The 21,148-nt window shown below is 71.7% G+C and carries 19 protein-coding genes; 18 read left to right on the top strand and 1 reads right to left on the bottom strand.

What is annotated here, in order from left to right; translation table 11 throughout:
* The first annotated feature begins 412 nt into the window (after positions 1–412).
* From ssd to NLX86_RS19880, 7 genes are read left to right on the top strand one after another with little or no spacing between them, the layout of a single operon-like run.
* Complete coding sequence (ssd, locus tag NLX86_RS19910) at positions 413–1,534, top strand: septum site-determining protein Ssd (RefSeq protein WP_254373085.1); 1,122 nt, start codon at positions 413–415, stop codon at positions 1,532–1,534.
* Positions 1,531–2,679, top strand: coding sequence for a TadA family conjugal transfer-associated ATPase (locus NLX86_RS19905; protein WP_254373084.1), 1,149 nt, complete (start codon positions 1,531–1,533; stop codon positions 2,677–2,679). Before ssd ends, NLX86_RS19905 begins: the two co-directional genes overlap by 4 nt.
* Positions 2,680–2,735: 56 nt before the next feature.
* Complete coding sequence (locus NLX86_RS19900) at positions 2,736–3,539, top strand: type II secretion system F family protein (protein ID WP_254373123.1); 804 nt, start codon at positions 2,736–2,738, stop codon at positions 3,537–3,539.
* Positions 3,536–4,315 (top strand): type II secretion system F family protein, encoded by a 780-nt coding sequence (locus NLX86_RS19895; protein ID WP_254373083.1) that lies wholly within the window; start codon positions 3,536–3,538, stop codon positions 4,313–4,315. The genes NLX86_RS19900 and NLX86_RS19895 overlap by 4 nt, the downstream gene beginning before the upstream one ends.
* A gap of 47 nt (positions 4,316–4,362) precedes the next feature.
* Positions 4,363–4,557 (top strand): DUF4244 domain-containing protein, encoded by a 195-nt coding sequence (locus NLX86_RS19890; protein WP_254373122.1) that lies wholly within the window; start codon positions 4,363–4,365, stop codon positions 4,555–4,557.
* A complete protein-coding gene (locus tag NLX86_RS19885) occupies positions 4,544–4,897 on the top strand; it encodes a TadE family type IV pilus minor pilin (RefSeq protein WP_254373082.1) in 354 nt (117 codons plus the stop codon). Before NLX86_RS19890 ends, NLX86_RS19885 begins: the two co-directional genes overlap by 14 nt.
* A complete protein-coding gene (locus NLX86_RS19880) occupies positions 4,894–5,286 on the top strand; it encodes an Rv3654c family TadE-like protein (RefSeq protein ID WP_308409614.1) in 393 nt (130 codons plus the stop codon). Before NLX86_RS19885 ends, NLX86_RS19880 begins: the two co-directional genes overlap by 4 nt.
* Here NLX86_RS19880 and NLX86_RS19875 read toward each other — a convergent pair.
* Entirely contained in the window at positions 5,264–7,717 is a 2,454-nt protein-coding gene (locus tag NLX86_RS19875) for a DEAD/DEAH box helicase (protein WP_254373081.1), read from the bottom strand. The two genes, NLX86_RS19880 and NLX86_RS19875, sit on opposite strands and share 23 nt — an antisense overlap.
* Positions 7,718–7,799: 82 nt before the next feature.
* On the opposite strand from NLX86_RS19875, the gene bldG reads away from it, so the two are divergent.
* The 11 genes from bldG to topA all read left to right on the top strand — a co-directional run bounded on the left by bldG (position 7,800) and on the right by topA (position 20,823).
* On the top strand, positions 7,800–8,153 hold the full coding sequence (gene bldG / locus NLX86_RS19870; protein WP_093799810.1) for an anti-sigma factor antagonist BldG: 354 nt from the start codon (positions 7,800–7,802) through the stop codon (positions 8,151–8,153).
* A gap of 83 nt (positions 8,154–8,236) precedes the next feature.
* Positions 8,237–8,668 carry an ATP-binding protein gene (locus NLX86_RS19865; RefSeq protein WP_254373080.1) on the top strand — a complete coding sequence of 144 codons (432 nt, stop codon included), beginning with the start codon at positions 8,237–8,239 and terminating at the stop codon, positions 8,666–8,668.
* Positions 8,669–8,931: 263 nt separating this feature from the next.
* On the top strand, positions 8,932–11,325 hold the full coding sequence (locus NLX86_RS19860) for a sodium-translocating pyrophosphatase (RefSeq protein ID WP_254373079.1): 2,394 nt from the start codon (positions 8,932–8,934) through the stop codon (positions 11,323–11,325).
* A gap of 188 nt (positions 11,326–11,513) precedes the next feature.
* A complete protein-coding gene (locus NLX86_RS19855; protein WP_254373078.1) occupies positions 11,514–12,074 on the top strand; it encodes a small secreted protein in 561 nt (186 codons plus the stop codon).
* Between the two features lie 304 nt (positions 12,075–12,378).
* Positions 12,379–13,884: a class I SAM-dependent methyltransferase gene (locus NLX86_RS19850; protein ID WP_254373077.1), complete on the top strand. Its 1,506-nt coding sequence runs from the start codon at positions 12,379–12,381 to the stop codon at positions 13,882–13,884.
* Positions 13,885–14,014: 130 nt separating this feature from the next.
* The gene (locus NLX86_RS34775; RefSeq protein ID WP_254373076.1) at positions 14,015–14,890 is read left to right on the top strand and encodes a helix-turn-helix domain-containing protein; all 876 of its coding nucleotides are present in this window, start codon (positions 14,015–14,017) and stop codon (positions 14,888–14,890) included.
* Between the two features lie 60 nt (positions 14,891–14,950).
* Positions 14,951–15,946 (top strand): ABC transporter ATP-binding protein, encoded by a 996-nt coding sequence (locus tag NLX86_RS19840; protein ID WP_254373075.1) that lies wholly within the window; start codon positions 14,951–14,953, stop codon positions 15,944–15,946.
* Positions 15,943–16,725 carry an ABC transporter permease gene (locus tag NLX86_RS19835; protein ID WP_254373074.1) on the top strand — a complete coding sequence of 261 codons (783 nt, stop codon included), beginning with the start codon at positions 15,943–15,945 and terminating at the stop codon, positions 16,723–16,725. Before NLX86_RS19840 ends, NLX86_RS19835 begins: the two co-directional genes overlap by 4 nt.
* Entirely contained in the window at positions 16,725–17,339 is a 615-nt protein-coding gene (locus tag NLX86_RS19830; protein WP_254373073.1) for a hypothetical protein, read from the top strand. The genes NLX86_RS19835 and NLX86_RS19830 overlap by 1 nt, the downstream gene beginning before the upstream one ends.
* Before the next feature lie 223 nt (positions 17,340–17,562).
* Positions 17,563–17,760, top strand: coding sequence for a hypothetical protein (locus NLX86_RS19825; protein WP_254373072.1), 198 nt, complete (start codon positions 17,563–17,565; stop codon positions 17,758–17,760).
* Positions 17,761–17,958: 198 nt separating this feature from the next.
* Positions 17,959–20,823 (top strand): type I DNA topoisomerase, encoded by a 2,865-nt coding sequence (gene topA / locus NLX86_RS19820; RefSeq protein ID WP_254373071.1) that lies wholly within the window; start codon positions 17,959–17,961, stop codon positions 20,821–20,823.
* The last annotated feature ends 325 nt before the right edge of the window (positions 20,824–21,148 follow it).

The raw sequence follows: 21,148 nt of genomic DNA, 5'->3' as shown, positions 1-21,148 counted from the left end.
CTGAGAAGGCTCTCGGGTACACCATGGAAGTCACGGATCGTTCGCGACCGTGCTAACCCGGTCCGACTCCTCCCCCCCCGAGTCGGCCGTGGGGACGACCCCCGCTCTCCCCCCCGGCGGGGGTCGTCGCATGTCTGGACGCGTTTTCGCCGCTTCTCTCCGGCTCATTCCGGTCCTTCCCTGCGGCTCACGGGCCTCGTAGGTGAAGACCCTCAACTCCTCAGACTCGTCACGGTGTGTAGTGGTTGCGCTGCGCTCCGGAAGTCACTGGTATGAGTGAGCGGGATATTCACAAGTGGGGAGTTGTCCACAGTTTTTGAGCAAGATCCACACGATTTCCAGGATCGCTGCACGGTGATTCCGTCCGCGAAGTTCGCGGATGCGGGATTTGTAGCGAGAGGGGGCGGAGATCGTGGCGGGATCCATCACTTCCGAGCGACTGCTGAGTGCCGAGGGGCGCCAGAGCAGACCGCTGATCGTCACCGAGGACGCGGCGCTGCTCGACGACCTGTTGCGGTTGTGTGCGGCGGCCGGCGTCGAGCCCGAAGTGCACCACGGGGTGCCCGAGCGAGGGGGCGGCGGCAGAGGCGGAGGCGGCTGGGACAGCGCGCCACTGGTGCTCGTCGGGGACGATGCCGCGACCCGGGTGCGGGGCGCTGTGCGCCGGCGGGGAGTCCTTCTCGTCGGGCGGGACCAGGACGACCCCGAAGTCTGGCGGCGGGCCGTGGAGATCGGTGCCGACCACGTGCTGCGGCTCCCCGATGCCGAGGCGTGGCTCGTCGACCGGATCGCCGATGTGGCGGAGGGGGCGGGACGGCAGGCACTCACGGTCGGGGTGATCGGCGGGCGAGGCGGGGCAGGGGCTTCGACACTGGCCTGCGCGCTCGCTGTGACCGCTGCCCGCGGCGGCGAGCGGGCGATGCTGATCGACGCCGATCCGCTTGGCGGCGGGCTCGATGTGCTGCTCGGCGGCGAGAGCGCGGAAGGGCTGCGCTGGCCGGATTTCGCCGGGTCGCGTGGCAGGGTCGGCGGTGGGGCGCTGGAGGAGTCGCTGCCCGAACTGCACGCGCTGCGGGTCCTCAGCTGGGACCGCGGGGATTCGGTGGTCATTCCGCCGACGGCCATACGATCGGTGCTGGCCGCGGCGCGCAGGCGGGGCGGGGTTGTGGTCGTCGATCTGCCCCGGCGGGTGGACGAGGGCGTGGCCGAGGCGTTGGCCCAGCTGGACCTCGGACTGCTGGTGGTGCCGGCGGAGCTGCGGGCCGTGGCGGCCGCGAGCCGGGTGGCGTCGATGGCGGGCATGGTGCTGCGCGACCTTCGGGCGGTGGTGCGCGGGCCGTATGCCGCGGGGCTGGATGACGAGTCGGTGGCCGGGCTGCTGGGACTGCCGCTCGCGGGTGAACTGCCGGTGGAGGCAGGGCTGCTGGGCGCCCAGGACGGCGGAGCGCCGCCGGGTGGCAGTCCGCGGAGTCCGCTGGCCAGGTTCTGTGCGGCGTTCTGGGACCAGGCGCTGGCCGGGGGTGTTCCGTCATGAGCGCTCAATTGCTGGACGCGGTGCGACGGCGGCTCGCGGAGAGCGGTGCGGAGCCGACCCCGTCCCGGGTGGCGGCCGCGCTGCGGTCCCAGGGGCGGCTGCTCGGGGACACGGAAGTGCTCGGCGTGGCTGAGGAGTTGCGCTCCGAGCTGGTGGGTGCGGGGCCGTTGGAGCCGCTGCTCGCGGATCCTGAGGTCACGGACGTTCTGGTGGCCGCTCCTGACCGGGTGTGGGTGGACCGCGGCCGCGGGCTGGAGCTCACCGGGGTGTCGTTCGCCGACGCGGGCGCGGTGCGCAGGCTGGCTCAGCGGCTGGCGGCGGTGGCCGGGAGGCGGTTGGACGACGCGAGGCCGTGGGTGGACGCCCGGCTGCCGGACGGGACCCGGCTGCACGCTGTGCTGCCGCCCATCGCTGTCGGCTCAGCCTGTCTGTCCCTGCGAGTGGTCCGACCCCGGGCTTTCTCACTGGGCGAGTTGGTCGCGGCGGGCACGGTGCCGCCGGGCGGGGACCGGGTGCTGCGAGCGCTGATCGACGCCCGGCTCTCGTATCTGATCAGCGGAGGTACGGGCTCGGGGAAGACGACGCTGCTGAGTTCACTGCTGGGGCTGGTGGGGGCCGCGGAGCGGATTGTGTTGGCCGAGGACTCGGCGGAGCTGCGCCCGGATCATCCGCATGTGGTGTGGCTCGAATCGCGCCCGGCCAACCAGGAGGGCGTGGGCCTGGTGACCTTGAAGGACCTGGTGCGGCAGGCGCTGCGGATGCGTCCCGACCGGCTGGTCGTGGGGGAGGTGCGGGGCGAGGAGGTCACCGATCTGCTGGCCGCCCTGAACACCGGGCATGAAGGCGGCTGCGGGACCGTGCACGCCAATGCGGCGGCACATGTGCCCGCGCGGCTGGAGGCGCTGGGGACGGCGGCAGGGCTCGACCGGGCGGCGCTGCACAGCCAGTTGGCCGCGGCGCTGTCGGTGGTGGTCCATCTCGCGCGGGACCGGGGAGGGCGGCGGCGCGTTGCCGAGGTGCATGTACTGGAGCGGGATGCGGCGGGGCTGGTGGTGACCGTGCCGGCGCTGCGGTGGGGCGCTGAGGCCTTCGTCCATGAGCGTGGCTGGGAGCGGCTGCGGTCGATGCTCGGGGGTGCGCTGTGACGGGTGTCGCGCAGGTCTGTGCGGCGGCGGTGTGTGCGGGGGCGGCCGCGTGGCTGATGGGCGGGCGTGATCAGGCGCTGCGGCGGGCCACGTTGATGCTCTCGGGAGGCGGGCCGGCCACGTCCGGTCCTCCGTGGGGTCGGATGCTGGGCGCCGCGCGGGCCCGTGTGCGGCGGGAGTGGGCCTGCCTGCTGGTGGGGGCCCTGATCGCCGTCGTGGGCGAGTCGGTGCTGCCGCTGATCGGGGGCGCGTTGGCCGTGCCTCTCGTAGCGCGTTGGCTGCGGGCACGGGAGCGGGCCGGCGAGCGCGAGTGGCGGGGCCGGGAGGTGATCGCCCTGTGCGGGGCGGTGGCGGGGGAGCTGCGCGCGGGGTTACAGCCAGGGCAGGCGTTGCGGGCGGTGGTGCGTGGTTTCACCCCCGGTTCCGGCGGGCTCGGTGGCGCCGAGGGGGCGGTGGTGGCCGCGGCGCGGTTCGGCGGGGACGTGCCGGAAGCGCTGTTGCAGGCGGCGCGGGAGCCGGGTGCGGAAGGGCTCGTCGGGGTGGCCGCCTGCTGGCGGGTGTCGGTGGACGGCGGGGCGGGGCTCGCGGCCGGGCTGGACCGGCTGGAGGCCGCGCTGCGGGCCGAGCGGGACCAGCGGGAGGAACTGCGGGCCCAGTTGGCCGGGGCCAGATCGACGGCGGTGGTGCTCGCGCTCCTGCCGGTTGCGGGGCTTCTGATCGGCACCGCACTGGGGGCAGGTCCGCTGGGGGTCCTGCTGCACACCCCGGCGGGGCTGGGGTGCCTGGTGGTCGGCGGGTTGCTGGAGGGCCTCGGGGTGTTCTGGGCCGGCCGGATCGTACGAGCGGGGGAGCGCGCATGACCGGTGATGTTGTCCACAGGCTGGGGGTGGTGGTGTCGGTCGCTGCCGCTGTGGCGTGCCTCGGCTCCGCGCTGGCCGCGCGGATACGGGAGCGGGCGATGCGGCGCCGGCTGGCGGTGCTGCTCGCGGCTGACCCCGGCTCGCGGTCGAGCGGCCTGCCACGTGCTTGGGCGGCTGGGGTGAGGGGCTGGGCGGCGCCGGTGGGCGCGGTGGTCACCGGCTATGTCCTGGTCGGTGGAGTGGCCGGCTGCCTGGTGGGTCTGGCCGCCGCCTGGGGCGTACGGCGATGGCTGCGGGGCCGGAAGCCACCGGCCGGCGCGGGCGACGACGCGGAGGCGGCCCGCCAACTCCCGCTCGCCGCCGACCTGCTGGCCGCATGCCTCGCCGCGGGGGCGGGGCCGCGCGAGGCGGCCGAGGTGGTCGGGGAGTCGCTCGGCGGGCCGGTGGGCGAGCGTCTGGCCCGCGCCGGGGCGGAGTTGCGGCTCGGCAGTGAACCGGCCGCCGCGTGGGGGCGGTTGGCGGAGATACCGGGAGCGCGATCGCTGGCTGGCTGCCTGGAGCGCGCCGCGTGCACGGGCGCGCCGGCTGCGGAGCCGGTCGCCCGGCTGGCCATGGGACTGCGGGACGACCGGTCGAGGGCGGCGACAGCTGGGGCACAGCGTGCCGCCGTGCTCATCACCGCTCCGGTGGGGCTCTGCTTTCTGCCGGCCTTCCTGGTGGTCGGAGTGGCCCCGGTGGTGATCGGTCTGGCGAGCGGCCTGCTGAACGGCAACTGATTCCGGCAAACGAGTGACGACCGAATGAATGTTTCTTGGGGGTTGGTATGTGGGTGTGGGAGCGAGTGCGCGACGCGCTGAGCCGGTCGCGTGAGGACGCCGGGATGACGACGTCCGAGTACGCCATGGGGACGATCGCGGCGTGTGGCTTCGCCGCGGTGCTCTACAAGGTGGTCACCAGCGGCGCGGTCTCGTCGGCGCTGCAGTCGGTGATCGGGAAGGCGCTCGATGCGCAGTTCTGACCGGGGCTATGTGACCGCCGAGGCGGCCGTGGTGGTGCCCGCGCTGGTCCTCTTCGCCATGGCCCTGGTGTGGGCGCTGATGGCGGCGTCCGCGCAGATCCAGTGTGTGGACGCGGCGCGGGCCGGGGCCCGGGCGGCAGCCCGGTCCGAGGCCGGGCCTGCCGTGGTGGCTGCCGCTCGTTCGGCGGCCCCGGGCGGTGCGCGAGTCGCCGTGGAGCGGGAGGGGGAGCTGTGGCGGGTACGGGTGGAGGCGCCGACACCGGGACCGTCGGCCCTGTCGATGCGCCTGAGTGCGCAGGCGGTGGCGCTGGCCGAGGACACAGTGGGGGTGGGGCCGTGAGGCGGGCTCTGGGCCGGTGCCCGGGAGCGGACGGGGACCGGGGATCGGCGACCGTGTGGGCCGCGGTGGTCAGCTGCGTGCTGTGCGTGGTGTTCGCGGTCGTCCTGGCGATGGGACAGGCGGTGGTGGTCCGTCACCGCGCGGGCGCGGCGGCGGACCTGGCCGCGCTCGCCGCCGCGGACCACTGGATCGAAGGGCCGGAGGGAGCCTGCGGCAAGGCAGCCGGCGTGGCGCGGGCACAGGGCACGCGCCTGGTGCGGTGCCACGTGCACGGGGAGATCTCGGACGTCACGGCGGAGGCGGGCTTCGGGCCGTTCACCTCGGCGGTCCGGGCCAGGGCCGGTCCACCCGTTCCGGTGGGTCCGGTCAGTCCTCGGGCGCCCCGGTGAGCAGGGTGGTGAGCAGGCGGACGGCGCCCTGCTTGTGGAGGGGGTCGTTGCCGTTGCCGCACTTGGGGGACTGGATGCAGGAGGGGCAGCCGGCTTCGCACTCGCAGGACGCGATGGCCTCGCGGGTGGCGGTGAGCCACTCGCGGGCGGTGTGGAAGGCGCGCTCGGCGAATCCGGCCCCGCCGGGGTGGCCGTCGTACACGAAGACCGTCGGCAGCAGGGTGTCCGGGTGGAGCGGGACCGAGACACCGCCGATGTCCCAGCGGTCGCAGGTGGCGAAGAGCGGGAGCATCCCGATCGACGCGTGTTCGGCGGCGTGCAGGGCTCCCCCCAGGATCTCCGGGTGGATCCGGGCGGCGTCGAGCTGGTCCTCGGTGACCGTCCACCAGACGGCGCGGGTGCGCAGGGTGCGCGGGGGCAGTTCGAGCTTGGCCTCACCGAGCACCTCACCGGTGATCAGCTTGCGGCGGAGGTAGGAGACGACCTGGTTGGTGACTTCGACGGAGCCGTAGGAGAGCCGCCCGTCCCCCCAGGGGATCTCGGTGTCGGTCTCCAGGACCGAGATGGAGGTGGTGTCACGAGCGGTGGTGGAGTACGGCGGGCTGGCCTCCTCCACCAGCGCCACGGAGTCCTCCAGGTCCAGGTGCTTCACCAGATAGGTGCGGCCCTGGTGGAGGTGGACGGCGCCGTCGTGGACGGCGGTATGGGAGGCGGATTCGTCCACGGTGCCCAGCAGCCGGCCGGTGGCAGCCTCGACGACCTGGACGGGGCGCCCGCCCTCGCCCCGGATGTCGGTGAGGTCCGCGGCCCGCTCGCGGCGGGTCCAGTGCCAGGCCGTAGCCCGGCGCCGGAGCAGCCTGGCGGCCTCCAGCTGAGGCAGCAGCCCGGCGGCGGCCGGGCCGAAGAGGTCGAGGTCGGTCTCGGTGAGCGGTAGCTCGGCGGCGGCCGCACAAAGATGGGGGGCGAGGACGTACGGGTTCTCCGGGTCGAGCACGGTGGACTCGACTGGCTGCCGGAACAGCGCCTCGGGGTGGTGGACCAGGTAGGTGTCCAGCGGGTCGTCCCGGGCCACCAGGACCGCCAGGGCGCCCTGGCCAGAGCGTCCGGCGCGGCCCGCCTGCTGCCACAGGGAGGCCCGGGTGCCCGGGTACCCCGCGATGACGACGGCGTCCAGGCCGGAGACGTCGACTCCCAGCTCCAGGGCGGTGGTGGCGGCCAGGCCAAGGAGCTCGCCCGAGTGCAGGGCGCGCTCCAGGGCGCGGCGTTCTTCCGGCAGGTAGCCGCCTCGGTAGGCGGCGACCCGCCGGGGGAGGGAGCGGTCCACCTCGGCCAGCCGTTCCTGGGCGATGACCGCGATCAGCTCGGCGCCGCGCCGGGAGCGTACGAAGGCGACCGTACGTACGCCCTGCACGGTCAGATCGGTGAGGAGGTCGGCGGTTTCGGCGGTGGCGGTGCGGCGGACGGGGGCGCCCTTCTCGCCCTGCAGATCGGTGAGCGGCGGCTCCCAGAGGGCGAAGACCAGCTCGCCGCGCGGGGATGCGTCGTCGGCGACCTCGGTGACGGGCAGGCCGGTGAGCCGGCCGGCCGCGACCGCGGGCTCGGCGGCGGTGGCGGACGCGAGGAGGAAGACGGGGTTCGAGCCGTAGCGGGCGCAGAGGCGGCGCAGCCGGCGCAGCACCTGGGCGACGTGCGAGCCGAACACGCCCCGGTAGGTGTGGCACTCGTCGATGACGACATAGCGCAGCGCGCGCAGGAAGGAGGACCAGCGTGGGTGGGAGGGCAGTATTCCGCGGTGCAGCATGTCCGGATTGGTGAGGACGTAGTTCGCGTACTGCCGGACCCACTCGCGCTCCTCGACCGGCGTGTCGCCGTCGTAGACCGCCGGCCGGACCGAGGTGCCCAGGGGCGCCGCCAGGGCCCTGACGGCGCGGCGCTGGTCGGCTGCCAGGGCCTTGGTGGGGGCGAGGTAGAGCGCGGTCGTCCCCCGCCCGTTCGGGGCCTCGGCGCCGTCGAGCAGGGTGGACAGTACGGGCGCCAGGTACGCGAGGGACTTGCCCGAGGCGGTGCCGGTGGCGACGACGACCGACTTGCCGTCGAGGGCGTGCTCGGCGGCCGCAGCCTGGTGTGCCCAGGGGTGCTCGATGCCGGCCGCCTGGATGGCTGCGATCACTTCCGGCCGGATGCGATCGGGCCAGACTGCATGGCGACCCGCTCGCGGGGGCAAGTGCTCCGTATGAGTGATGCGCGCAGCCCGGTTCGCTCCCTTGGCGAGCCGGTCCAGGACGGTGCTGGGGGAGGGGCGTGTGCCCGTGGTCTCCGTGCTCCGACCGGGGCGGTGATTGTTGGCCATCGGCACCGAGTGTGTCACTGGCGTGAAGGACAATGGTCCCAAGGCGTCGTGCACGCCCGCTGGTAAGTGATTGAATGCCATCGCGGCTGCCAATCCGTCCCCCGCCCTCGGATGGGGGATGCCCCTGGGGGGCGCCGCTCGATAGCAAGGTGCTGGAGGATCCGTGGACCTGTCCCTGTCGACTCGCAATGTGTCCGGCCCCGGTGGCGACCGTACGGTCGTTGAGGTCGGTGGCGAGATTGATGTGTATACCGCGCCCAAGCTGCGCGAGCAGTTGGTCGAGTTGGTGAACGACGGCAGCTACCACCTGGTTGTCGACATGGAGGGCGTGGACTTCCTCGACTCCACCGGACTCGGCGTGCTCGTGGGTGGACTCAAGCGTGTCCGGGCCCATGAGGGCTCGCTGCGTCTGGTCTGCAACCAGGAGCGCATTCTCAAGATCTTCCGCATCACCGGTCTGACCAAGGTGTTCCCGATCCACACCTCGGTGGACGAAGCCGTCGCGGCCACCGACTGACGGCTTGCCGGAGGAAGAGCAGGGGGCCGGGCTCTGAGCCCGGGCCCCCTGAGTCGCACGCCCGTACGTCTGAGGGGGATCGCATGGCCACCGTTGAACTCCGCTTCAGCGCTCTGCCCGAGCATGTCAGGACGGCCCGCCTGGTGGCGGCCGCCGTGGCGCGCCGCGCCGGGGTGGAGGAGGCCGTGCTGGACGAGGTCAGGCTCGCTGTCGGCGAGGCCTGCTCCCGTGCTGTCGGGCTGCACCGCAGTCATGGTGTGACCGCCCCTGTCCGGGTCGTGCTGACCGAGGAGGAGAAGGTGTTCTCCATCGAGGTCGGCGACGAAGTGCCCGGCCCGTCGGGGGCGGCGCCCGGCTCGCACGGCGGGGCCGACGACGCGGACGCCGAGGGCGAGGACGAGATGGGCCTCGCCGTCATCAGCGGGCTCGTCGACGACGTCGAGGTCAGCGCCGGTGAACTCGGCGGCCTGATCCGGATGAGCTGGCCGAAGCCCCCCAGTCACCCCCTTCCCTGATTCAAACCTCTTTCTGCAACTTTCTGCTTTCTCTGTCCGACCTCCATCGCGGCCCTGCTGAGCAGGGCCTTTTTCATTTATCTAGATCATTCACCGGTCGTCAATGCTTTTGCCCCATTACCGCTTTCGGGGGGTACTCGTGAGGCGCGATCTTCTGCTGAGGAGCGAGTGAAGGCCAATTCCGTTTACCGCGCTCTGTTTTGATCTAGTGCGGCTCCCTACAATCCGTCCACATCTTGAGCTCATCACGTCAAGGAGGACGAATGACGGGGCTCTTCACCCCTCACCAGCAAGACCACCCCTCAACCCTCGCAGCAGCGGTTCTCACTGACGACAACCGCCTCATCGTGATCGTCATCGCGTCCGTCGCCCTCGCGGCGCTGGTCGTGGCCCAGCTGCTGGTCCGCCAGGTCCTGGCGGCCGGCGAAGGCACCCAGAAGATGAAGGAGATCGCGGCAGCCGTCCAGGAAGGCGCCAACGCCTATCTGGCACGGCAGTTGCGCACGCTCGGCGTATTCGCCGTGGTCGTGTTCTTCCTGCTCTTCCTGCTCCCGGCGGACAACTGGTCGCAACGGGCCGGGCGTTCGGCATTCTTCCTGGTCGGCGCGCTTTTCTCGGCGGCGACCGGATACATCGGCATGCGCCTGGCCGTACGGGCGAATGTGCGCGTGGCAGCAGCCGCGCGTGAAGCGACTCCCGCGGAAGGCGAACCGGCAAAGGATCTGACGGCCGTCGCACACAAGGCCATGAAGATCGCTTTCCGTACGGGCGGCGTGGTCGGCATGTTCACGGTGGGCCTCGGCCTGCTCGGTGCCTCCTGCGTCGTCCTCGTCTACGCCGCTGACGCTCCCAAGGTGCTGGAGGGCTTCGGCCTCGGCGCCGCGCTGATCGCCATGTTCATGCGTGTGGGAGGCGGCATCTTCACCAAGGCCGCCGACGTCGGCGCCGACCTGGTCGGCAAGGTCGAGCAAGGCATTCCGGAGGACGATCCGCGCAATGCCGCGACCATCGCCGACAATGTGGGCGACAACGTCGGCGACTGTGCGGGGATGGCGGCGGACCTCTTCGAGTCGTACGCGGTGACCCTGGTGGCCGCGCTGATCCTCGGCAAGGCCGCGTTCGGTGACGCCGGGCTCGCGTTCCCGCTGATCGTTCCGGCGATCGGCGTGGTCACGGCCATGATCGGCATCTTCGCGGTGGCGCCCCGGAGCTCCGACCGCAGCGGGATGACCGCCATCAACCGGGGCTTCTTCATCTCGGCGGTGATCTCCCTCGCCCTGGTCGCGGTGGCGGTCTTCGTCTACCTGCCCTCCTCGTACGCCGAACTGAACGGCATCACCGACGTCGCCGTCCGGGCGCACGACGGCGACCCGCGGATCCTCGCGCTCGTCGCGGTCGCCATCGGCATCGTCCTCGCCGCGCTCATCCAGCAGCTCACCGGCTACTTCACCGAGACCAACCGGCGCCCCGTACGGGACATCGGAAAGTCCTCGCTGACCGGCCCGGCCACCGTCGTGCTCGCGGGCATCGCCATCGGCCTGGAATCCGCCGTCTACACCGCGCTGCTGATCGGCCTCGGCGTCTACGGCGCGTTCCTGCTCGGCGGTACGTCCATCATGCTGGCGCTGTTCGCGGTGGCCCTGGCCGGCACCGGCCTGCTCACCACCGTCGGCGTCATCGTCGCCATGGACACCTTCGGACCGGTCTCCGACAACGCGCAGGGCATCGCCGAGATGTCCGGCGACGTCACGGGCGCCGGCGCCCGGGTCCTCACCGACCTGGACGCGGTCGGCAACACCACGAAGGCGATCACCAAGGGCATCGCCATCGCCACCGCGGTGCTCGCCGCGGCCGCGCTCTTCGGCTCGTACCGCGACGCCATCGCCACGGCGGTCGCGGAGGTGGGCGCCAAGGCCGGCGACATGGGCCTGAGCCTGGACATCTCGCAGCCCAACAACCTGGTCGGCCTGATCCTGGGCGCCGCGGTCGTCTTCCTCTTCTCGGGGCTGGCGATCAACGCGGTCTCGCGGTCCGCCGGAGCCGTGGTCTACGAGGTGCGGCGGCAGTTCCGCGAGCACCCCGGGATCATGGACTACACCGAGAAGCCGGAGTACGGGCGCGTCGTCGACATCTGCACCAAGGACGCGCTGCGCGAGCTGGCGACGCCCGGCCTGCTCGCCGTGCTCACCCCCATCGCGGTGGGCTTCTCGCTCGGGGTGGGCGCACTGGGCTCGTTCCTGGCGGGCGCGATCGGCACCGGCACGCTGATGGCGGTGTTCCTCGCCAACTCCGGTGGCGCGTGGGACAACGCCAAGAAGCTCGTCGAGGACGGCCACCACGGCGGCAAGGGCAGCGAGGCCCATGCCGCGACCGTGATCGGCGACACGGTCGGTGACCCGTTCAAGGACACGGCGGGTCCCGCGATCAACCCGCTGCTCAAGGTGATGAACCTGGTGGCCCTGCTCATCGCTCCGGCGGTGGTGCAGTTCAGCTACGGCGACGACGCCAGTCCCGGCGTCCGGGCGGTGGTGGCGGCGCTCGCCATCCTCGTCATCATCGGCGCGGTGTACATCTCCAAGCGGCGAGGCATCGCCGTGGGTGACGAAGGCAACGTGGAGCGGATCACCAAGTCCGCTGATCCGGCGGTGGTTTCGTAACACCTGCTCAAAAGAGGGGCGGGCGGCGCGGATTGACGCGCCGCCCGCCCTTTTGGTGTGCGGACGTGAGCCTCGTCTCTCTTGGTGCAAATGGTTACAATATGGTCTACATCGGTCGTACGACATGCGGATGTCGCCCACTTGGCGTGTATGTTCCGGGGCCGAGAACCTTGGAAGGGACCGATCCGGTGAACAAGAAGCTTGCAGCCGCACTGTCCGGCGGTGCGGTACTCGTACTCGCGCTGTCGGGCTGCAGCGACGACAGCGACGACAAGGTGAACGCCTGGGCCAAGCAGGTCTGCGACCAGGTGCAGCCCCAGGTGAAGAAGATCGAGGAAGCCAACACCGCGATCCAGAAGGAGACGACGGACCAGAGCAAGGCGGACGTCGTCCAGAAGACCGACTCGGCGGCCTTCCAGTCCATGTCGGAGGCGTACAAGGCGATGGGCGCCGCCGTGAAGAGCGCGGGCGCGCCGCCCGTCGACGAGGGCGAGAAGACGCAGCAGGAAGCCGTCAAGGAGCTCGACGGCATCTCGACGGCCTACGCCAACCTGAAGAAGCAGGTCGACGGCCTCGACACCAAGGACCAGGCCAAGTTCGCCGACGGCCTCAAGGGCATCGCCGCCGAGCTCGACAAGCTCAGCAAGAGCGGCAACCAGGCCCTGACGAAGCTGCAGTCCGGCGACGTCGGCAAGGCGATGAAGAAGCAGCAGAGCTGCCAGCGCTCGGCTTCGCCCTCGCCGTCCTAGGGCCGGCACCCGTACGACGGACGGCCCGCCGCGCAGCGGCTGGTGTCGCAGCGGCGGCAGGCGGCCGAAGCCCGGGAGGCCCCGTGGGGCCGATCGGTGCGAGGGCGCCGTCGAGGAGTAGTGCTGCCAGCGCTCGGCTTCGCCCTCGCCGTCCTAGCCCGGGCCGGGGGCGGGCCGCGCTCAGACCGGGGGCGGCCGGGCTCGGGCCGGGGGCGGGCGGTGTCCGGTGTTGTGCGGTGGGGTCCGGGCGCCCCACCGCGTCGTGGTCGTACGCAATGTCAGTGCCGGAGGCCACAATGGGCGGGTGAGTACGCCCAGCCTTCCCGCGCCCGACCGTTCCTCCCAGCTGCGTGACGCCCTGCTCCGCGCCGGCTTCACCGCGGACGGGCTGCTCGACCTGCTCGGCGCCCCCGCGTACGCCGCGCTCGCCCGCAGCGAGACGGTCCCCGCCGTGCGAGCCACCCGCGACGACGGCCCGCTGCAGACGCTCGTACGGCTCTTCCTGCTCCAGCGCCCCGTCGCGTACGCGCACGCCGCCGCCGCGCTGCCCGTCGAGGACACCCTGGCCGACGGCTGGGTCACCCGGGACGGCGACGACGTGCGGGCGGCCGTCGATGTGCGGCCGTACGGCGGGCCCGAGGGGCAGGACTGGTTCATCGTGTCCGATCTGGGCTGCGCCGTCGGCGGCGCCGGCGGCATCGGCAGCCGCCATGAGGCCGTCGTCCTCGGGGTGGGCGGCGCGTCCACCACGCTCGCCGGGATCACCGTCCGTACGCCCGTCGCCAAGGCGCTCGACCTCGGCACCGGTTCCGGCATCCAGGCCCTGCACGCCGCGCAGCACGCCACCCGGGTCACCGCCACCGACCTCAACCCGCGGGCGCTGCACTTCACCCGGCTCACGCTGGCGCTCTCCGGGGCGCCCGAGGCGGACCTGCGGGAGGGGTCGCTGTTCGAGCCGGTGGCCGACGAGACGTACGACCTGATCGTGTCCAACCCGCCCTTCGTGATCTCACCCGGCGCCCGGCTGACCTACCGCGACGGCGGAATGGGCGGCGACGACCTGTGCCGCACGCTCGTGCAGCAGGCCGGTGACCGGTTGAACGCCGGCGGATACGCGCAGTTCCTCGCCAACTGGCAGCACGTGGAGGGCGAGGAGTGGCACGACCGGCTCCGCTCCTGGGTGCCGCGCGGCTGCGACGCGTGGATCGTGCAGCGCGAGGTGCAGGACGTCACGCAGTACGCGGAGCTGTGGCTGCGCGACGCCGGTGACCACCGCAGCGACCCGGCCGCATACGACACCCGGTACGCGGCCTGGCTGGAGGAGTTCGAGGCGCGCAAGACCAAGGCGGTCGGCTTCGGCTGGATCAGCCTGCGGAAGTCCGGTTCCGACCGGCCCTCGATCGTCGTCGAGGAGTGGCCGCACCCCGTCGAGCAGCCGCTCGGCGCGACCGTACAGGCCCACTTCGAGCGGCAGGACTATCTGCGGCAGCACGACGACGCGGCGCTGCTCGCCGGCCATTTCAGGCTGGCGGACGAGGTCGTACAGGAACAGGTCGGCATGCCCGGCGCCGAGGACCCCGAGCATGTGGTGCTCCGGCAGAACCGCGGCATGCGGCGCGCCACCAAGGTCGACACCGTCGGCGCGGGATTCGCGGGGGTGTGCGACGGGACGCTGAGCGCCGGGCGGATCCTGGACGCGATCGCCCAGCTGCTGCACGAGGACCCGGTCCTGCTCCGCGACCGTACGCCCGAGGCGATCCGGCTGCTGGTGGAGCAGGGCTTCCTGGAGCCGGTTGCGGGGGCCGAGTGATACGGATCGAGCTGGACGAGGCGGCCCTCGGCGCACTCGGATCGCGCTGAGCCCGCTGTGGGAGGCGTTCTGCAGCCTGCACCTCGCGCTGCCGCACCGCAGCCCCTCCTGGCCGTACCAGGAGTGGGTGGTGCGGGCGCGCGAGGTGATCCGGGAGGACGAGCGCGTGGCACCGCTGCGCGAACTGCTGGCCGGCCCGTACAGCTTCCCGGACTTCATGCTGCCGCTGCCGCCCGGCACCACCTCGATCGAGGCGGAGCTGGACCTGGTGCGGTCCACCTCCCCCGAGGTCGTACGGGCGCAGCTCGCCGCGCACTGTCCGGGGATGGCGGACCACCCGCTCGTACAGCCGTACGTGACGGACCCGGAGGCGGCCTACGCCGCACTGGCCGATGCCTACGCCGCGTACTGGGAGGGCGCGCTGGAGCCGCTGTGGCCGACCATGCGCAGGCTCGTCGAGGACGAAGTGCTGGTCCGCGCCCGGACGTTCGCGACGGAAGGGGCCGATGCCCTCTTCGCCGGGCTGGAGTCGCGCGGCCGCTGGAACCCGCCGGTGCTGGAGCTGATCAAGCACATCGACGCCGAGTACCGGGCGGGGGAGCGGCGGGTGCTGCTGGTGCCGCTGGTCTTCGCGGAGGGGTGCCGGCTGTACTCGACCGACGACCCCGAGGTGCTCGCGATCTCCATCCAGGCGCGTGGGGCGGGCGCGCTGCGGGAGCGGCCCGAGCCGAAGGCCGTCGACCGGCTCGGGGTGCTGTTGGGGCGCGGGCGCGCGGCGGTGCTCCGGCAGCTGGGCGGGCCGCTCACCACGGCCGGACTGGCCGACCGCCTGTCGCTCGCGCCCAGTACCGTCTCCGAGCATCTGTCGGTGCTCGCCGAGGCCGGGGTGGTGACCCGGCACCGGGTCGGGCGCAGTGTGTACTACCAGCTCACGGACACCGGGCGGTCGCTGCTGGCGCTGCTGGCGCTGGTGTCGGGCGGGGACGTGCTGCGGGCGGTGTCCTGAGGATTCGGGCGCCGCCGAATCGATGGCCGGGCCGGTACGTACGCCTCTAGCGTCCCCGCCATGCTTGCGATCGAGGCGAGGAATCTCCGCCGTACCTACAGCACCCGTAGCGGCTTTCTGCGTCCGCACCGCACCGAGGTGGAGGCCGTGCGCGGGGTCACTTTCGAGGTGGCGCGCGGCGAACTGTTCGGCCTGCTGGGCCCCAACGGCGCCGGCAAGACCACCACCATCAAGATGCTCAACACCCTGCTGCTGCCGACCTCCGGCACGGCCCGGGTCCTCGGACACGACGTGGCACGCGATCCCGTCGCCGTCCGCCGCCGCATCGGCTATGTCTTCGGCGGCGACCGCGGGCTCTACGACCGGCTCTCCGCGCTCGACAACCTGCGCTACTTCGCCGAGCTGTACGCGGTCGAGCCGCGCGATCAGAAGCGCCGCATCGCCGAACTCCTCGACCTGGTCGGTCTGTCGGGGCGGGAGCGCGAGCGGGTCGAGGGCTACTCGCGCGGTATGCGCCAGCGCCTCCACATCGCGCGCGGGCTGCTGCACCGGCCCGAGGTGCTCTTCCTCGACGAGCCGTCGATCGGCGTGGACCCGGTCGCCGCCCGCGATCTGCGGCGCACCGTCGCCGACCTGCGGGCGGGCGGCACGACCGTGCTGCTCACCGCTCACTACATGGCCGAGGCCGACGAGTTGTGCGACCGGATCGCCGTGATCGCGGGCGGCGCGATCCGGGCGCTGGGCACCCCGGACCGCCTCAAGTCCCGGGTCCAGGAACGCGACATCGTGGAGATCGAGGCGTACGGAGTGTCGGACGGGCATCTCGAGCGGATCCGCGCGCTCCCGGGCGTGCGGGGCGCATCCGCCGAGGACCGCGGCGTCCTGCAGGCGCTCACCGTGCAGACGGAGCGCGGCGCCGACCTGCACGCGCAGGTGCTCGCGACGCTCGACGGGATACGGATCGGGCGGGTGCTCACGCGTGAACCCACCCTGGAAGACGCGTACATCGCCATCGTCGAGGAGGAGCGTGAGGGGCTGGAGGTGGCTTCCGTATGAGTTCGGTAAGCCGGCTGCTGCGGCTGACCGCCGTCGGTGTGCGTACTCATGTCACGTATATGAGCCGATCCCCGATCGAGATCACCTTCGCGGTCCTGGTGCCATTGGTGTACGCGACGCTCGCCGTCCACCTCTTCCGTGCGGCGGAGGATCCGGACCGGTTGCTGACGGCGTCCGTCGGCGCGGGACTGATGGGCATCTGGTCGTCCGTCCTCTTCGGCTCGGGCGGGGCGGTGCAGAACCAGCGCTGGCTCGGCACCTTGGAGACCCTGGTCGTCGCGCCCACCCGGCTGGCACTCGTGCTGCTGCCGATCACCCTCGCGACGGCCGTCGTCGGTACGTACGCGATGGTCGCGACCGTGCTCTGGGGCGCCCTTCTCTTCGGCGTGCCCATGGACTTCGCGCATCCGCTGCTGTTCCTGCTGGCCGTCCCCGCGTGCGTGCTGGCGCTCGGGATGACGGGGCTGCTGCCGGCCGCGACCTTTGTGCTGCTGCGCAACGCCAACGCCCTGGCCAACCCGATGGACGCGCCGGTGTGGCTGCTCTCCGGGATGCTCGTACCGGTCACGGTCCTGCCCGACTGGACGCGCCCGATCTCCTGGGCGCTGCCCACCACCTGGGGCTCGCGGGCCGTCCATGCGGCGACCTCGGGCGGGGATGTGCTGACTCCGCTGCTGCTGTCGCTCGCGCTGGGCGCGCTCTACGCGCTGCTCGCCGTCCTGGTCCTCGGGCGCGTCGAGCGCCGGGCCCGGGCCGCCGCCACTCTTTCCCTCGCCTGATGGAGCCGTCGATGCTGTTCCTGCGTCAACTCAGCCGTACGGTACGGCTCGTCGTCATCGCCGGCGGGATCTCGTACCGGGCGCTGTTCAACTGGACGACGCCCCCGATGTTCATCGGAACCCTGCTGGCCGGGCCGCTGCTTCAGCTGCTCTTCTTCGTGTACCTGGGACGGGAACTCGGGGTCGCCGACGACCGTTTCTATCTTGTCGGCAACGCCGTGCTCGCAGCCTCCACCGCCTGCGTGTACGGCGGCACCATGGCGGTCGCCAACGAGCGTCGTTGGCACCCTCGGCGCCGTGCTGCTCAGCCCCCGGCACCGCTCCCCGCTGTGGTTCGGACGCGCCCTTCCGTACGTACTGAACGGGCTGGTCGTCAGCGTGTTCACCCTGTGCCCCGCGAGACGCTGCCCGGCTGGATGCGGGCGGCGGGGGAGGCGCTGCCGCTGACCCACGCGGCGGACGCCGCCCGCCGGCTCGCCGCCGGCGGCGGCTTCCCCTGGCAGCCGGTGGGTGCGGAGCTGGTGGTGGGCGCCGGGTACGCGCTGGTCGCCGTCGTGCTGCTGAAGATCTTCGAGCGGGGCAGCAGACGCCGGGCGACTCTCGATGTGATGTGACGGTCCCGACAGAGGGGAGAGGGAGAGAGAGGAGAGGAAAGGGGACGGAGGGGAGGGAGGGGCGGGAGTGAAACCCTCCGCGTCCGTCGGCGCGGCGGAAACCGGCCATCGCCGAGACCCCGATCGGGCGGTGTTCACTTGAGGTTCGTGCTGCCGACGCCCCGGCGTGTCAGCCTCCCCGTCCGGGGGCGTCCGGGAATCGGACACGGGGAGAGGTACGGACATGGAGAGCGGACCCGCGATCTTCGCCGGAACGACATTCGCGCTGTTCGGCGCCGGGCTGCTGGTCTGGACGGGAGCACGCGTGCTGCACCGCGCGCCGGTCGCGTACGGGGTGCGACCCGCCACCTCCGTCACACTCGCCACACTGGCCGGGACGGTGTCCCTCGTCCTCGCGGCGTGGTGCTTCGGGAGGTTCTGAAAAGCTTCGGAAAAGAGGCTCTCCAGCGGCATCGGCACGACGGGGCGGAGGTCGGGGCGGCACGAAGGGCACTAGTCGGGTTACCGTTCGAGTGGCCGTTGCGGGCTTCTGCCGTTTGACACGGGGGCGGGTTGTACCGTCACACTCCGCAGCGTCCACCGAACTGCCATCGAGTGCCGACCGGAGAGAAGAGCCAAGTTGTCCCCGACCAGCGAGACCGCAAAGGGCGGCCGCCGACTCGTCATCGTCGAGTCTCCTGCCAAGGCTAAGACGATCAAGGGCTACCTGGGCCCGGGCTATGTCGTCGAGGCGAGCGTCGGGCACATCCGCGACCTCCCGAACGGCGCCGCCGAGGTGCCCGACAAGTACACCGGCGAGGTGCGCCGCCTCGGCGTGGACGTCGAACACGACTTCCAGCCCATCTACGTCGTCAACGCCGACAAGAAGGCGCAGGTCAGGAAGCTCAAGGAGCAGCTGGCCCAGTCCGACGAACTCTTCCTCGCCACCGATGAGGACCGCGAGGGCGAGGCCATCGCGTGGCACCTCCTCGAGGTGCTGAAGCCCAAGGTTCCGGTCCACCGGATGGTCTTCCACGAGATCACCGAGCACGCGATCCGGGACGCCGTCGCCAACCCGCGCGAGCTGAACCAGCGCATGGTCGACGCCCAGGAGACCCGCCGCATCCTCGACCGCCTCTACGGCTACGAGGTCTCGCCGGTCCTGTGGAAGAAGGTCATGCCGCGGCTGTCGGCGGGCCGGGTCCAGTCGGTCGCGACCCGACTCGTCGTCGAGCGTGAGCGTGAGCGCATCGCGTTCCGCTCCGCCGAGTACTGGGACCTGACCGGCGCGTTCTCCACCGGCCGCGCCGGTGACACTTCCGACCCGTCGACGCTTGTCGCCCGGCTGAACACGGTCGACGGCCGGCGCATCGCGCAGGGCCGCGACTTCGGTTCGAACGGGCAGCTCAAGAGCGATGTCCTGCACCTCGACGAGGCGAATGCGCGGGCCCTTGCGGCTGCCCTCGACGGCACGTCGTTCAGCGTCCGATCGGTCGAGTCCAAGCCGTACCGTCGCTCGCCGTACGCCCCGTTCCGTACGACGACCCTCCAGCAGGAGGCCTCGCGCAAGCTGGGCTTCGGTGCGAAGTCGACCATGCAGGTGGCCCAGAAGCTGTACGAGAACGGCTTCATCACCTACATGCGTACGGACTCGACCACGCTGTCCGACACCGCGATCTCCGCCGCGAGGGCGCAGGTCACGCAGCTGTACGGCGCCGACCACCTGCCGGAGAAGCCGCGTACGTACGCCGGCAAGGTCAAGAACGCGCAGGAGGCGCACGAGGCGATCCGCCCCTCGGGCGACAGCTTCCGTACGCCGGCCGAGACGGGCCTGACCGGCGACCAGTTCCGGCTGTACGAGCTGATCTGGAAGCGGACCGTTGCCTCCCAGATGAAGGACGCGGTCGGAAACTCGGTCACCGTGAAGATCGGCGGCCGGGCGAGCGACGGGCGGGACGCCGAGTTCTCGGCCTCCGGCAAGACGATCACGTTCCACGGCTTCATGAAGGCGTACGTCGAAGGCGCCGACGACCCGAACGCCGAGCTGGACGACCGTGAGCGGCGGCTGCCGCAGGTCGCCGAGGGCGACGCGCTGTCGGCCGAGGAGATCACGGCGGACGGCCACTCGACCAAGCCGCCGGCCCGCTATACCGAGGCCTCGCTGGTCAAGGAGCTCGAAGAGCGCGAGATCGGCCGCCCGTCGACGTACGCGTCGATCATCGGGACCATTCTTGATCGCGGCTATGTGTTCAAGAAGGGGACCGCGCTGGTCCCGTCCTTCCTGAGCTTCGCCGTGGTCAACCTTCTGGAGAAGCACTTCGGGCGGCTCGTCGACTACGACTTCACGGCGCGGATGGAGGACGACCTCGACCGCATCGCGCGTGGCGAGGCCCAGGCCGTGCCGTGGCTGAAGCGCTTCTACTTCGGTGAGGGCGACGCGGGCGCCGGTGCCGCCTCCGAGGCCGGCAACGGCGACGGGGACCACCTGGGCGGCCTGAAGGAGCTGGTGACCGACCTCGGCGCGATCGACGCCCGGGAGATCTCCTCGTTCCCGGTCGGCGAAGGCATCGTGCTCCGGGTCGGGCGCTACGGCCCGTACATCGAGCGCGGCGAGAAGGACGCGGAGGGCCACCAGCGGGCCGACGTGCCGGACGAGCTCGCGCCCGACGAGCTGACCGTGGAGTTCGCGGAGGAGCTGTTCGCCAAGCCGAGCGGTGAATTCGAGCTGGGGACGGATCCGGTCAGCGGCAACCAGATCGTCGCGAAGGACGGGCGCTACGGTCCGTACGTCACGGAGATCCTGCCCGAGGGCACCCCGAAGACGGGCAAGAACGCGGTCAAGCCGCGGACTGCCTCGCTCTTCAAGTCGATGTCCATCGACACGGTCACGCTCGACGAGGCGCTCAAGCTGATGTCGCTGCCGCGGGTGGTGGGTGTGGACGCCGAGGGCGTCGAGATCACCGCGCAGAACGGCAGGTACGGCCCCTACCTGAAGAAGGGCACGGACTCGCGCTCGATCGAGACCGAGGACCAGCTCTTCACGATCACGCTGGACGAGGCGCTGGCGATCTACGCGCAGCCGAAGCAGCGCGGGCGGGCGGCGGCCAAGCCGCCGCTGAAGGAACTCGGCACCGACCCGGTGAGCGAGCGTCCGGTCGTGGTGAAGGACGGCCGCTTCGGCCCGTACGTGACGGACGGCGAGACGAACGCGACGCTGCGGCGGGACGACGACGTCGAGACGATCACGCCGGAGCGGGGCTACGAACTGCTCGCGGAGAAGCGGGCGAAGGGCCCGGCCAAGAAGACGGCGAAGAAGGCTCCCGCCAAGAAGGCGCCGGCGAAGAAGGCGACGGCCGCGAAGAAGACCGCTGCCAAGAAGACGACGACGGCGAAGAAGACGGTCGCGAAGAAGACGGTCGCGAAGAAGACGGTCGCGAAGAAGAAGACGACGACGGCGGCGGCGAAGAAGACGGCGTCGAGCGTGAACGCTTCGGCGGACGAGTAGCCGGCCGGTAGGACGAGCGGTCAGTGGTCCCCCCGGCGGCCCGGCCGCCACGGGAACGGGCGGTCGGGGCACAGGGAGGGCGATGAGCCGGGTCGGGGCGGCAGCGGATGCGCCGAGCGCCGGTGGCCGCGGTCTGCGAGCCGTGAGTCCCGTGCCGGAGCCGGCCGGTGGCCGGTCCCGGCTGTGGATGCCCTGAGTCCGGCCGCAGCGATGCGCCGGGTGCCGGTGCCGACGGCCTGGGAGCCGTGAGTCTCGTGTCGGCACCCGGGGCCGGTGGCCGGTCTCTGCTGGGAGAGCCCTGAGTGCCGGCGGCCGCGGATGCTGT

The sequence above is a fragment of the Streptomyces sp. A3M-1-3 genome, assembly GCF_024213665.1.
Lineage (GTDB): Bacteria > Actinomycetota > Actinomycetes > Streptomycetales > Streptomycetaceae > Streptomyces.
Note: the sequence above shows the minus strand (reverse complement) of the source record. Positions and strands in the feature narration are given on the sequence as shown.